Source organism: Lysinibacillus fusiformis, assembly GCF_002845985.1.
GTDB lineage: Bacteria > Bacillota > Bacilli > Bacillales_A > Planococcaceae > Lysinibacillus > Lysinibacillus fusiformis_D.
On record NZ_PDFK01000001.1, the window covers coordinates 567,902 to 580,527 of the forward strand.

Sequence of the window (12,626 nt, forward strand, 5' to 3'; positions counted from 1 at the left end):
GGACTCACCCTATATAACGTGTTAAATTCTCGAATATGTCTCTCGCATAGCTAGTAACTTGAGATAACATCCATGGGCCAAAGAATACGATGGCCACTAGGACAGCGACAATTTTGGGTACAAATGCTAATGTTTGCTCTTGTATCGAAGTTGTTGCTTGAAAGATACTTACCGCTAAACCAGTGATTAAAGCAACTAATAATAGCGGACCGCTTGTTAGAAGGATAATCATAATGGCACGTTCTGCTATGGAAATAACCAATTCACCTGTCATACTGTATCATCCCCTAAAAACTTTGTAGTAACGATTTCATGACTAGATACCAGCCATCGACCAGAACAAATAATAAGATTTTAAATGGCAAGGAAATCATTACTGGTGGTAACATCATCATCCCCATCGACATTAAAGTACTCGCAACAATCATATCGATGACAAGGAATGGTATAAAAATCATAAAACCAATTTGAAATGCTGTTTTTATTTCACTTAAAGCAAATGCTGGGACGAGCATTGTTAGTGGGATTTCCTCCACTGATGCTGGTTTTTCTGCTTGATTATAAGATAAAAATAATTCAAGGTCTTTTTGCCTTGTATGCTTACTCATAAACTCTTTAAATGGTGCACTAGCACGATCATATGCTTCTTCTAAACCAATCTCTTCAGCAAATAACGGCTGTAATGCCTCTTTATTCACCTCTTGAAAAGTTGGTGCCATAATAAAGAACGTTAAAAATAGTGCTAGACCAACAATCACTTGATTTGGTGGCATTTGCTGTGTCGCTAATGCCGTCCGCACAAAGGATAAGACAATGACAATTCTAGCGAAAGATGTCATTAATATTAAGATACTCGGTGCAAGAGATAAAACCGTTAGTAACAGTAGGAGCTTAACAGATGTAGAGACGTTGGTTGGATCGCTATTGGAAAAAACATTGATTAAATCATTCATTTATCATCCTTCTCCTTTTGCTTCCATCTCTCTATCTCATCACTACGCTCCTGTTTTATTTCAGATATCTTTTTTTCAAATAGTTTGCCAAATGAATCTTGCTTTTGTTCATTGTGCATACTCACTTGCTCTTTTTTCTTAAACTTAGAAAGTACTTCTGCAATATACGGTGATGTTGTTGCAAGTTCTTGCCTTTCGTTATAGAGTGCTAGCAATGCTTCAACTTCTTCAGGATCAGTAATTTCACGTAACAGTTGCACATCTTCTCCAACCCCTACTAAATACAATGATTTACCTACTTGTAAAAGCTGAACTGACTTTTGAGCACCTAACGATAAACCGCCTAAATTTTGTACCATTTGATTACGTTGGAAGTTTAAATTTCGTTTATTTAAAAACTTCATCAATCCATAAAATAAAGCTACAACAAAAATAAGCGCCAAAACCATTTTTATGTATTCCCATGCAGATATATCTCCAGCTGCTGATACATTTATTTCTTGTTTAGCAGCTGGATCGGTAGTATCTCCATTACAAGCTTCTGGGTTTTCAATGCAATCAGTGACACTATTCGTATCAGCATCCGCATAAACAGAAGTTGGTGTCGGGTACAAAAACAGGAAGGATACAAGAAATGCGAAAATCATCGTGAAACGAAATGATTTTAACATTCTCATACAATCATCCCAGTGCTTTTTGAATCGCTTCAATTACACGATCTGCTTGGAAAGGCTTCACGATAAAGTCTTTCGCGCCAGCTTGAATTGCATCGATTACCATTGCTTGTTGTCCCATGGCTGAACACATAATTACAGTTGCACTTGGATCTGTTCCCTTAATCGCTTTAAGAGCCGCAATACCGTCCATCTCAGGCATTGTGATATCCATTGTTACTAAATCGGGTTTTAATTCATTGTACTTTTCAACAGCCTGTAAGCCATCTGCTGCCTCTCCAACAACTTCAAATCCATTTTTTGATAAAATATCCTTGATCATCATGCGCATAAATGCAGCGTCGTCTACAATTAAAATTCTTTTAGACATGGTTAACTCCTCCAATTGAAACTATCTTAAATTATTTAAACGCTCTGCTTGACTTAAAACATCTGTAATACGGACACCAAAGTTTTCATCAATAACAACGACTTCACCTTTAGCGATTAAACGACTATTGACTAAAATATCAACAGGCTCCCCCGCTAATTTGTCTAGCTCAATAATTGAACCACTCGATAGTTCTAAAATCTCTTTAACAGAACGTTTCGTACGTCCTAACTCTACAGTAACTTGCAATGGAATATCAAGTAGCATATTTAAATTTCTAGCTTCAGATTGAGAGATTACATTTGGATCAAAGCTAGCAAACTGTGCTTGTTGCACATTCACAGGTTGTGCAGGTCTTGCTGGTTGCGTAAACTGTGGTTGCTCTTGATAAATAGGTTGCTGTGTTGGTGCTGTCTGCTGTTGATATACTGGTTGTGCAGGTGGTGGTGTTACAGGTGCTTGTTGTTGAACTGGTGGCGCTGCAATTGATGGTGCCTCAGGGGCAATCGTTGCAGCTACTGGTTCTTCAATAGACTCTGTTTCACCTAAAAGAGATTTTACAATGTTTTGACTAAATTTAAGCGGTAATAATTGCATTAAATTTGAATCAATTAAATTACCAATGCGTAGTCTAAAGGATACTTTAACTAATAAATCGTCTTCTGGAATATTGTCACGGCCTTCATCCTGTGAAATATTCATTAAATCAATAGTCGGTGGAGAAATATCCACTTTTTTATTAAATACAGTCGACATCGATGTTGCCGCTGAACCCATCATTTGGTTCATAGCCTCTTGAACAGCACTTAGTTGAATTTCACCTAAGTCTGGCTTCGGATTTAAACCATCGCCACCTAACATTAAATCAGCAATAATGGCTGCATCCGATTGTTTAATAACAAGTAAATTCATACCTGTTAAACCAATCGTATATTCCACTTGTACAGCCACATAAGGATGAGGAAACTCCTCTTCTAATTTATTACGGTTTATCATGGAAATACTTGGAGTAGTAATATCTACTTTTTGACCTAATAACGCAGAAAGTGCTGTAGCAGAACTTCCGAAAGAAATGTTACCTACCTCACCTAATGCATCTTGTGCAAACGAATCAAGGTAATCCTCAACTCTTAAATCATTAGTCTCATCATTTGAAGAAGCTGCAGTGTCGCTGTTTTTATCTTCCAACGTCTCGCCCCTTAATAACGCTTCAATTTCTTCTTGGGAGAGCATTTCATCACTCATCTTCGTCTCCTCCTTTCAAAGGGTCGATAATCTGGATTGCTAATTTTTTGCCTTGCTTACCTGGTTGAACCGTGAATTTTGGCAATGTTCCAACTTTCAGTATTAATGGATCTTCGATTTTTTGATCTAATTGTATAACATCACCAATTTGCATTGTAAGGAAATCCTCAATGGTAATGTCCGACAGACCCAGTTCAACTGAAAGTGGTAATTGTGCTTGTTTCACACGTGTTTCCAGCATTTTTGTTTGCTCTGGAGACATCTCTTTTGTATTTGTCTGCATCCAGTAGCGAACAGATAGATTTGGAACAATAGGCTCCAACACAACATGCGGGATACAGATGTTAATCATACCGCTTGTCTCACCAATAATCGTATTTAACGAAATTACGACCACTGTTTCATTTGGTGAGATCATTTGTAAAAATTGTGGATTTACTTCAAGCTCCACTAATATTGGATCAATTTCTGCAACATTTTCCCATGCCTCGCGTAAATTGTCGAATGAGCGTTCAAAAAGGTTTGTCATAATCTTTGTTTCAATTTCTGTTAAGTTATCTACATTACTATGACTTGCCCCACTACCGCCCATTAGACGATCTAACATGGAATAGGCAATGTTCGGATTTATTTCCATCAATATATTACCATCTAATGGTGGCACTTCAAACACATTAATGAGTGTCATATTCGGAATCGAACGTACAAACTCTTCAAATGGTATTTGGTCTACCGATGCAACCGTAATCTGTACATAGCTTCTAAGCTGTGCAGAAAAGAAGGTTGTCAATAGTCGTGCAAAGTTTTCGTGTATTCGGGTCAAACTTCGGATTTGATCTTTTGAGAATCGAAGTGCTCGTTTAAAGTCATAAACTTTAACCTTGCGTCCCTCGTCCTCCTTTTTTATATCGTCAGCTGACATTTCCCCAGTTGATATAGCGGAAAGCAGCGCATCTATCTCGGATTGAGATAACACATCTCCTGCCATTTGCCCACCTCCATTTCAAGCAGTTTCTGTTTTATTGAGTGATGAAGGAGGTAAAATATACTTCCTGAACTTCTCCCTCTTGCATCAATTCATTTAACCTTGTTTTTAATGATTTTTGGAAAATTTGTTTCCCTTGCTTACCCTCTAAATCCTTTTGCTCCATTTCAGAAAGCTCTTGAATGGCAATATTTTGCACTTGGAAAACACGCTTTGTTAATTCTGTAGCAGCATCTTTACTTGTCGTTTGAATTTTTAATGACAAGCGTACAACTCTGTTATCTGCAAGATTCGTCGTGATTTCAGGTACCTCCACAGAGGATTCTACAATCTCATCAATGGATGGCTCAACAGCTCCTGTTGGCTTATTAAATTGTGTAAGCAATACAAATAAAATAACGCCAATCAGTATGACTGCTACTAGCAAAATAATAATCATTGTTAACATTTTATTATTCTTCATCTTTTTCACCTCGTAGATGCGGGTTGGATAAAATTTGTATATTATTATAAAAGGCAGTTACCTTTTGTCGCACCTCATCTTCACTCTCTAAAACAATTACTTTTGTTCCAGTTGTTAAAGTAATAGTCGTATCTGGAAACGATTCGACTGTTTCTATGTATAAAGCATTTAATGTAAATGCTTTGCCATTAAGACGTGTTAGTTCGATCATTGAAATAGGGCCGGGTCTAGCGTGAGAGCCGGCCCGACCCTCCCTCATATGAAAATATGTTTTATCAAACACCTGTTATGAATTAAAGAACTATATAATCATTATCGTTTTAAGTTTACTAGCTCTTGTAACACTTCATCTGATGTTGTAATAATACGAGTATTCGCTTGGAAACCTCGTTGAGCCACAATCATCTCTGTAAATTCTTCTGATAAGTCTACATTGGACATTTCTACTGTGCCAGGTACTACTTTACCCATCCCTGCAACAGTGGCTACTTGTGCATAGGCAGCACCAGAGTTTGCTGTTTGTTGGTAATAGTTTCCTCCAACCTTAGAAAGACCACCCGCATTTGGGAATTTAGCCATAATTAGCTGTCCTGCCCATTTACGATCACCGTTTAGGTCCACATATTCAATCGTACCATTAGCTCCGATGCTAATTTCTTTAGCAGTCGTTGGGATACGGATTGGCCCTACCTCACCATCGTCTGGGTCTAGTACACCATCATCATCAAATAAGTTAGCACCTTCATCTCCAGAAGCGACTGGTGCTTCATCTGGATTGATACCATCGTCATCAGTTTCCATAACAATTTCTTCTCCAGCAGATACTCCTACTAGATATTTACCATCAGCATTTACTATATAGCCATTGCTATCCATATAGAAAACACCATTACGAGTAAATAGGGTATTATTGAAACCTTCTTCGCCAATAAAACCACTATCTGGGTCTGGAGCTCCATTTGCGTCAGCTACCATGAAGAAGCCATCTCCTTCAATCCCTAAGTCAAGTCCACGCCCAGTACCTTGTAATGAGCCGCCACCATGTATTGTATCAATAGCAGCTAATTGAGAACCCAAACCAACTTGTTGTGGGTTAACACCACCTCGTGTAGCTGTTGCTGCAGATGCACCAGCTTGTGTTTGAGACATTAAATCTTTAAAAAGAACACGCCCCTTTTTAAAGCCAACAGTATTAACATTTGCGATGTTATTACCAATAACATCTAGCTTCGTTTGGAAGTTTTTAAGACCTGAAATACCTGAATACATAGAACGTAACATAAGTTTTCGTTCTCCCTTCGTTTTTTATAGGTGTGCCTCTATCAATCAGCATCACCAAGGCTTCCTTACATAAGAAGGTCCAGCCTTTACAGCACAATCGTGCCATCAATATTTGTAAATAACTGTTGTTTTGCCTCCGTGCGATCCATTGCTGTAATGACAGTAGCATTTTTAGCACTGACAATTAAAGCTGCTTGATCCATCAAGACTAATGGTTGTTTGACACCTTTTGAGTGTGCTTCAAATACCTTATCCGATACTACCTGCCATTCTTGTTCAGAGATGTCAATTTTACGTTCAATGATCCGTTCATGCGCATGTTTGCTCACCTTTAGTTCTTGCTTTGCAGCCTCCTGTAAATGAGCTTTAAAGGATTGCTGCGATTGAATTGGCTTAGGTTGTATTGTGCGAATAGATGGATGCAAGGGTACACGATGAATTGAAAATTTATCCATCATTCTTCTCCACCTTTATTCGCTAATTACTGTAAAATCTTTATCTGTTAGTTTTTTATCATTATCTAATACGTAATAGATAACGCCATCTTTATTTGAAACAGAGACAATTCGACCTTGTAATTCTTGGTCGCCATCTTTATACGTAACATTTTTACCAATCAGTTTACTTGCCTGTACAAGCGGAGATTCTGGTACAGTATTACCGCCATCTGTATTTGTTCCAGAGCCACCTAGTATTCCTGAAATATTACCAGGCGTTATTTCTTTTCCATCTGTTAATTTGAATACAACACTACCATCTACAAATTTCAAGGATTCAATTACACCTGTTCCTTCATTTACAACAGGATCCCCTTTTTCATCTGTTTTATCTGTAATTTCATGCCATTTCACTTCTTTACCAACAAAGGATGCATAATTCATCATCTGTGTTTGTTGCTGTGATGCCAATAATGACTCCATTGTCTTTGTCATGTTTTGCATTTGTTCTAAAGAAGAAAACTGTGCCATTTGAGAAATGAATTCTCGGTCATCCATAGGATTTGTAGGGTCCTGATGCTGTAATTGTGTAATTAAAAGTTGTAGAAAGGCGTCTTTGCCAAGCTCACTATTACCTGTTTGTTTCGTTGGTTTTTTATAATTCGAGTAATACAAATCATCCGTTATGGATGTATTGCTTACATTTTTTGTTGCATCTGCCATTATTACACCTCCTCATTGATTAAATAGTCATCAAAGGATAGTCCTTCATCTTCATCTTCATTTTTATGTTCTTGCTCTTCATCCTGTTGCTGCTTAAAGAAATTATTGAAGAAGCTTTGATCGCGTTGCTGGCGATCTGCATCTTGTAGTGATTGTGCTATATCAAGACGATCTACTTGAATGTTTTGTTGAACAAAAGCTTGTTTTAGCTGATGTGCTTGACTATCAAGTAATTCACGTCCATGAGCTGTAGAAGCTAGTAAACGAGCTGTCAGTACGCCATCATTTTGTACAAGTTCAATACGAACTGTCCCAAGATTTTCTGGGTACAATTTAATCGTTAAGCGTGTGATCCCTTGTGCATTTGAAATTTGTGCTCTATTCATAATAGCCTGCATTTCTTTTAACAAAGCCTCAGACTGCGCAGGTTTGGCAGTTGGTAATGTGACATGGAATGTATCCGGTTTTGTTTGAACTGTTTGCGGTGTAACCATGTCATTTGTGCTTGTCTCACTCTGCTTCGTCACTTGTACTTGCTGAACTACTTGCTGAAAGCCTTGTAATGGCAATGCTCCAGTTGTTTTGGTTGTTGTTAGTTGTGTAGTTTCTACTTGCGTTTGTAATGATGTTAATAGACTCTTAACCGTTGTTAATAAGTTTTCTTGTGAAGTTGTTAAGTCCGTTTTCTGTCCGACTAATTGTGCTAGCTTCAATACTTGAAGCAGTTGTGTAGCGTCTTTTGGTGTTACTTGTCCTTCACCTTGTAAAGCAGGTCCTATTTGTGCCTGCAGTATCGGCGCTTGGGCATCTACTAGTGATAGTAGCTCCCAAACATCACTAGCTTCCTTCTCTTCTCCTAGCAGCTGTTGGACTATTTTTTGAAGTTGCTCTTCATCAATACCTAATGCATTTAGTATATTTTCTAAATTAAGCATTTCATCCATTGCCACTGCTTTATTGTCTTCGCCAAGCTGAAGCATTAATAACCCATCATCATGAGGGATTCCTAGTAAATCTAGTAATTCCTCCATTGAATCAGCATTTAAAACCGCTTGTAAATCGGCTAGCTCCTTTGTTGCAGTTGACTGCGAAGATTGGTTTGTTTGCGTTGAAGACGACATCATTTTACTAAAAACAGACCCGAAATTCGATACATTTTCTTTATTCGGAGTTCCATTGACCTTACCTTCAGGACTATTAACGGTTGAAGATTTTGCTGCTTTATTAGGTACAGACTTAGTGATCATTTGCATCATTGCTACATCCATTGTTCTTTCACCTCCTTTCATTTATCTTATTGTTTAGCCATTAACTCCGTATATTTTGCTGCATCTTTGGCATCCATTTTCTCTAATATGGCTGCTAACTTATCAGGCTTTAAATTCGTTAAAATTCGTAGCGCCTCCGCATCACTCATATTGATTAATACTGGTGCTGCAGCTTTCGGAGACATCTTATCGAACGTTGATAAGATATCATTAAAGTCACGCTTTACATCATCTTGTTGTCGATTCAATTTTTCAATTTCAAATTGCAACTGTTCTTTTTCTATCACTAACTTCTCTTTTTCAGTTGTTGTTGTATCAAGCTTTTTTTGTAGCTGTGTAATTTCAGCTTCTTTTTCTTGTATCTCTGCCTGTAAATTAACTAATTTAGAGTCGTTATTAATGGCAGCATCTTTAGCTTGTTGCTCTTCTGATGGGACAAAGGGTAAACTTCCTATTGCCTTTTTCCCTAAATCAAAGACATTCGTATTCATTAACGTTGCCACAACAAGTAAAACCGCTACTACAAACATAATCGGTAGTACAATCCAAGTAAAAAACTTTAGAAAGCCCCCTGTTTTTTTCTTTGACTGCACTTCTACTAACTCCGCTGTCAATCGATTGTCTTTTTTTGCCATGAAATCACCTGATTTCTCTCTTGTTATACGTTTGTAATGAAATTTCATCTAGAAAAAGGCTTTCTATACGATCTTGCTCTTGCTGGAATAGCTTCAAATCTTTTTCTCTCATTTTTTCAAATTTACGTACTTCCAAGTTTTTTTCTAATAATTTTTCCTCGTGCCAATTCATCTTCGCACGAGCTTGTATCACTTTCTGTTGTACATCTGCAATTGTTTTCTCAAGACTATCTATAAAACGACTATAATGATGAATTTCGTCAATAGATGAGCCAATCGTTAAACGCTCCTGCTGAAATGCGATTAAGTCTTCTTTCTTTTTAAGTAATTCATATAATCTTGTTGCTATTTCTTCAAAAGAACGGACAGATTCTTTATAAGCCATTTCGGTTTCGTTTTTTTCTTGCTCACGAATTGTTAACACTTTTTCAAAACGATACACATAACTGACCATCTATTTCGCACCACCGTTCGATAATGTTATTAACTCATTGACACTTTCTTCTAATGTTACTTTGTCTAAATAGCCTTGTTTAAGATAATGCGTAATGAGCGGTTCATAATGAATGGCCTCATCAATCTCTTTAGAAGTTCCTCTTTTGTAAGCTCCAATATTGATCAAATCCTCAGATTTGTCATATGTATAGTAGAGTTCCCTTAATCGTTCAGCAGCTTTTTTATGCGCTGGCTCTGCAACATGATTCATCAAACGGCTTACGCTTTTTAAAACATTGATGGCTGGATATTGACCTTTATTGGCTAGATTTCGATCCAATACAATATGGCCATCTAATATCCCTCGCACAGTATCAGCTATTGGTTCATTCATATCATCACCATCAACTAAAACGGTATAGAATGCTGTGATTGAGCCCTTTTCATTAGTACCAGTACGTTCTAATAATTTAGGTAATATCGCAAATACAGAAGGCGTATACCCTTTTTGTGCCGGTGGTTCTCCCGTGGCAAGTCCAATTTCACGTTGTGCCATGGCTACACGTGTAACGGAGTCCATCATCAGCATGACATTTAAGCCTCGATTTCTAAAATATTCGGCAATCGCTGTCGCTGTAAAAGCGCCTTTAATCCGCATTAATGCTGGTTGATCTGATGTGGCTGCAACAACAATGGAGCGACTTAAACCTTCTGCGCCTAAATCACGTTCGATAAATTCACGAACCTCACGACCACGTTCTCCTATGAGCGCAATGACATTTAAATCTGCTTGCGTGTTTCTAGCAATCATACCTAGTAACGTACTTTTTCCGACCCCAGAACCAGCGAAAATACCAACACGTTGACCATTACCAACTGTTAGCATGCCATCAATCGCCTTCACCCCTACTTCGAGTCTTTCGTCAATTGGTGGACGAGTCAGTGGGTTCGGTGGATCTTGCTCAGTAGGGACGGTCATTAACCCTTTCGGTAATAAGGTGCCATCGATTGGATTCCCCATAGAATCCAATACTTTTCCTATTAACTCAGGGCCCACTTTTACTTCTAGAGGGGCACCAGTCCCTTCAACAAGACAGCCAATAGATATTTCACGTAAAGAGGTGAATGGCATTAAGACAACTATCTCATCTTTAAAACCAACAACCTCTGCTAAAATGATTTGGTGACCATTGTTTACAGTTTCCACATGAATTTTACAGACATCACCTATGGAACTATCTGGACCTTGCGACTCAATCATCAAGCCGACAACTCTAGTTACTCTACCAAACTTTTTAAAAGTAGGTATATGAGGAATATGTTCGATTAATTGAGCCGTTTTCATCAAGATCATTCCTTACTCTCTAATATTTCATGTAGCTTTAATCTAAGCTCATTCAATTGCTCATCAATACTAACCATAATGCGACCATGATTTGTTTCAATATAGCAATCTGTTTCATTGTCTAAATCTTCATTCACAAAAATCATAAATGGTACATCCATCGGGAACATTTCTGCTAATTCATCTCGATTAGTGGTAATTAAAGCGTAGTATGTTGGGGAAACATAAATTTTAATTTCTTTCATTTCCCTTGCTTCTTTCAACCCTCGACGCACAATTGACACAAACAGTTCGTTATCTTGCTCTAGTGAGGTGCCAATAATTCGTTCTGCTGCAGTTAAGCCTAACTCTAAAATGACCGCTTCTTGATCTTCAATATATTTTTGTGCATTTTGTTTCGCTTGAATCATAACTTCATTCGCAGTTTGAAGTGACTGGGCCATTGCTTCAGAGGCTTTGTTCATACCATCTTCATAGCCTTGCCCAAACCCCTCATCATACGCCTCTTGCACTCGATTCGGTCTCTCTTCTTCCCAGTTTAACTTTAAGTGTTCAATTTCTTGGAAGTGTAATTGCTTTTCTTGTTCAAACATCTCACGTTCTGCTTGCAAAGTAGCTCTAGCTTCTGCAAGTAAACGATCTCGCTCTGCCATTATTTCATCCAATGTTAATTGATGCTGAGATGAGACTTCATGTTGGTCTACTTCAATCGGTTCAAACATATCTCGGATTTGGATTTCTTTAATACTATCGCTATCAGACTGGGTGTAAATAGAACGGATGATTCTAGACAATGACGTCATCTCCTCCACCGCGAGCAATAATAATCTCTCCAGCATCCTCTAGACGACGAATAACAGCAACAATTCGAGATTGCGCCTCCTCTACGTCACGTAATCGTACAGGTCCCATAATTTCCATTTCTTCTTTAAATGTATCAGCCATACGCTGTGACATATTGCGGAAAATAATATCTTTTACTTCTTCACTTGATACCTTCATTGAAAGCAGTAAGTCTTCGTTTTCACAGTCACGAATAACACGTTGAATGGAACGATTGTCGAGTGTAACGATATCTTCGAACACAAACATACGTTTTTTGATTTCCTCTGCAAGTTCTGGATCCTGTATTTCGAGTGCATCGAGAATTGTTTTTTCTGTTTGTCGATCTACGCCATTTAACACTTCTACGACAGCATCGATACCACCTGTTTCAGTGTAATCCTGTGTAACTGTTGACGATAATTTACGCTCTAATACAGATTCAATTTCACTAATTACTTCTGGAGAAGTCGATTCCATTACTGCTATACGTTTAGCAATATCCGCCTGTACTTCCTGTGGTAGTGAAGATAAAATAACACCCGCTTGCCCCGCCTCTAAATAAGAGAGAATCAGGGCAATTGTTTGTGGATGTTCATTTTGAATAAAGTTAAAAATTTGTGCTGGATCAGCTCTTCTAGCAAAATCAAACGGACGCACTTGTAGAGAAGATGTTAGACGATTAATAATCGTTTGCGCTTGTTCAACACCAAGCGCTTTTTCTAATACTGTTTTCGCGTAGCCAATACCACCTTGTGTGATATAGTCTTGCGCTAGTGCGATATTGTGAAATTCTTCAATAATCTCTTCTTTGACATTTGATTCTACTTTTTTAACACTTGAAATTTCTAATGTTAAACGTTCAATTTCTTCCTCTGTTAAGTGTTTATAGACAGAAGCTGAAACCTCAGGCCCTAATGAAATTAACAAGAGTGCGGCCTTTTGTTTTCCGGTTAATTCCTTATCTTTCTTGGACACAGCCGAACCTCC

At 38.0% G+C, this 12,626-nt stretch carries 17 protein-coding genes; all 17 read right to left on the bottom strand.

What is annotated here, in order from left to right; translation table 11 throughout:
• Positions 1-4: 4 nt before the first annotated feature.
• The 17 genes from fliQ to fliG all read right to left on the bottom strand — a co-directional run bounded on the left by fliQ (position 5) and on the right by fliG (position 12,614).
• The gene (gene fliQ / locus CRI88_RS02930) at positions 5-274 is read right to left on the bottom strand and encodes a flagellar biosynthesis protein FliQ (RefSeq protein WP_036124229.1); all 270 of its coding nucleotides are present in this window, start codon (positions 272-274) and stop codon (positions 5-7) included.
• Between the two features lie 13 nt (positions 275-287).
• Positions 288-953 (bottom strand): flagellar type III secretion system pore protein FliP, encoded by a 666-nt coding sequence (gene fliP / locus CRI88_RS02935; RefSeq protein ID WP_036124231.1) that lies wholly within the window; start codon positions 951-953, stop codon positions 288-290.
• Positions 950-1,624 (bottom strand): flagellar biosynthetic protein FliO, encoded by a 675-nt coding sequence (locus CRI88_RS02940; RefSeq protein WP_230593865.1) that lies wholly within the window; start codon positions 1,622-1,624, stop codon positions 950-952. Before CRI88_RS02940 ends, fliP begins: the two co-directional genes overlap by 4 nt.
• A gap of 10 nt (positions 1,625-1,634) precedes the next feature.
• Positions 1,635-1,997 carry a response regulator gene (locus CRI88_RS02945; protein WP_004269288.1) on the bottom strand — a complete coding sequence of 121 codons (363 nt, stop codon included), beginning with the start codon at positions 1,995-1,997 and terminating at the stop codon, positions 1,635-1,637.
• A 21-nt stretch (positions 1,998-2,018) separates the two neighbouring features.
• Entirely contained in the window at positions 2,019-3,242 is a 1,224-nt protein-coding gene (fliY, locus tag CRI88_RS02950; RefSeq protein WP_058843505.1) for a flagellar motor switch phosphatase FliY, read from the bottom strand.
• Entirely contained in the window at positions 3,235-4,230 is a 996-nt protein-coding gene (fliM, locus tag CRI88_RS02955) for a flagellar motor switch protein FliM (RefSeq protein WP_036124724.1), read from the bottom strand. The genes fliY and fliM overlap by 8 nt, the downstream gene beginning before the upstream one ends.
• A gap of 31 nt (positions 4,231-4,261) precedes the next feature.
• Positions 4,262-4,690 carry a flagellar basal body-associated protein FliL gene (gene fliL, locus CRI88_RS02960; protein ID WP_036124726.1) on the bottom strand — a complete coding sequence of 143 codons (429 nt, stop codon included), beginning with the start codon at positions 4,688-4,690 and terminating at the stop codon, positions 4,262-4,264.
• On the bottom strand, positions 4,680-4,901 hold the full coding sequence (locus CRI88_RS02965) for a flagellar FlbD family protein (RefSeq protein ID WP_036124831.1): 222 nt from the start codon (positions 4,899-4,901) through the stop codon (positions 4,680-4,682). Before CRI88_RS02965 ends, fliL begins: the two co-directional genes overlap by 11 nt.
• A 101-nt stretch (positions 4,902-5,002) precedes the next feature.
• Positions 5,003-5,971, bottom strand: a complete 969-nt coding sequence (gene flgG, locus CRI88_RS02970) for a flagellar basal body rod protein FlgG (protein ID WP_036124729.1) — start codon at positions 5,969-5,971, stop codon at positions 5,003-5,005.
• Between the two features lie 86 nt (positions 5,972-6,057).
• Entirely contained in the window at positions 6,058-6,426 is a 369-nt protein-coding gene (locus CRI88_RS02975) for a TIGR02530 family flagellar biosynthesis protein (protein ID WP_058843517.1), read from the bottom strand.
• A gap of 15 nt (positions 6,427-6,441) precedes the next feature.
• Complete coding sequence (gene flgD, locus CRI88_RS02980) at positions 6,442-7,131, bottom strand: flagellar hook assembly protein FlgD (protein ID WP_036124730.1); 690 nt, start codon at positions 7,129-7,131, stop codon at positions 6,442-6,444.
• Positions 7,132-7,133: 2 nt separating this feature from the next.
• The gene (locus CRI88_RS02985) at positions 7,134-8,399 is read right to left on the bottom strand and encodes a flagellar hook-length control protein FliK (RefSeq protein WP_058843504.1); all 1,266 of its coding nucleotides are present in this window, start codon (positions 8,397-8,399) and stop codon (positions 7,134-7,136) included.
• Positions 8,400-8,425: 26 nt separating this feature from the next.
• Complete coding sequence (locus CRI88_RS02990; RefSeq protein WP_036124734.1) at positions 8,426-9,034, bottom strand: MotE family protein; 609 nt, start codon at positions 9,032-9,034, stop codon at positions 8,426-8,428.
• A gap of 4 nt (positions 9,035-9,038) precedes the next feature.
• On the bottom strand, positions 9,039-9,488 hold the full coding sequence (gene fliJ / locus CRI88_RS02995; protein WP_036124736.1) for a flagellar export protein FliJ: 450 nt from the start codon (positions 9,486-9,488) through the stop codon (positions 9,039-9,041).
• On the bottom strand, positions 9,489-10,814 hold the full coding sequence (gene fliI / locus CRI88_RS03000) for a flagellar protein export ATPase FliI (RefSeq protein ID WP_036124834.1): 1,326 nt from the start codon (positions 10,812-10,814) through the stop codon (positions 9,489-9,491). It lies immediately after the preceding gene.
• A 5-nt stretch (positions 10,815-10,819) separates the two neighbouring features.
• Complete coding sequence (gene fliH, locus CRI88_RS03005) at positions 10,820-11,608, bottom strand: flagellar assembly protein FliH (RefSeq protein ID WP_058843503.1); 789 nt, start codon at positions 11,606-11,608, stop codon at positions 10,820-10,822.
• Positions 11,601-12,614 (bottom strand): flagellar motor switch protein FliG, encoded by a 1,014-nt coding sequence (gene fliG / locus CRI88_RS03010; RefSeq protein WP_036124740.1) that lies wholly within the window; start codon positions 12,612-12,614, stop codon positions 11,601-11,603. The genes fliH and fliG overlap by 8 nt, the downstream gene beginning before the upstream one ends.
• Positions 12,615-12,626 lie beyond the last annotated feature (12 nt).

Excerpts from the sequence above, each read along its gene's own strand:
- fliQ (WP_036124229.1), bottom strand. The coding sequence starts at position 274 with ATGACAGGTGAATTGGTTATTTCCATAGCAGAACGTGCCATTATGATT.
- fliP (WP_036124231.1), bottom strand. The coding sequence starts at position 953 with ATGAATGATTTAATCAATGTTTTTTCCAATAGCGATCCAACCAACGTC.
- CRI88_RS02940 (WP_230593865.1), bottom strand. The coding sequence starts at position 1,624 with ATGTTAAAATCATTTCGTTTCACGATGATTTTCGCATTTCTTGTATCC.
- CRI88_RS02945 (WP_004269288.1), bottom strand. The coding sequence starts at position 1,997 with ATGTCTAAAAGAATTTTAATTGTAGACGACGCTGCATTTATGCGCATG.
- fliY (WP_058843505.1), bottom strand. The coding sequence starts at position 3,242 with ATGAGTGATGAAATGCTCTCCCAAGAAGAAATTGAAGCGTTATTAAGG.
- fliM (WP_036124724.1), bottom strand. The coding sequence starts at position 4,230 with ATGGCAGGAGATGTGTTATCTCAATCCGAGATAGATGCGCTGCTTTCC.
- fliL (WP_036124726.1), bottom strand. The coding sequence starts at position 4,690 with ATGAAGAATAATAAAATGTTAACAATGATTATTATTTTGCTAGTAGCA.
- CRI88_RS02965 (WP_036124831.1), bottom strand. The coding sequence starts at position 4,901 with ATGATCGAACTAACACGTCTTAATGGCAAAGCATTTACATTAAATGCT.
- flgG (WP_036124729.1), bottom strand. The coding sequence starts at position 5,971 with ATGTTACGTTCTATGTATTCAGGTATTTCAGGTCTTAAAAACTTCCAA.
- CRI88_RS02975 (WP_058843517.1), bottom strand. The coding sequence starts at position 6,426 with ATGGATAAATTTTCAATTCATCGTGTACCCTTGCATCCATCTATTCGC.
- flgD (WP_036124730.1), bottom strand. The coding sequence starts at position 7,131 with ATGGCAGATGCAACAAAAAATGTAAGCAATACATCCATAACGGATGAT.
- CRI88_RS02985 (WP_058843504.1), bottom strand. The coding sequence starts at position 8,399 with ATGGATGTAGCAATGATGCAAATGATCACTAAGTCTGTACCTAATAAA.
- CRI88_RS02990 (WP_036124734.1), bottom strand. The coding sequence starts at position 9,034 with ATGGCAAAAAAAGACAATCGATTGACAGCGGAGTTAGTAGAAGTGCAG.
- fliJ (WP_036124736.1), bottom strand. The coding sequence starts at position 9,488 with ATGGTCAGTTATGTGTATCGTTTTGAAAAAGTGTTAACAATTCGTGAG.
- fliI (WP_036124834.1), bottom strand. The coding sequence starts at position 10,814 with ATGAAAACGGCTCAATTAATCGAACATATTCCTCATATACCTACTTTT.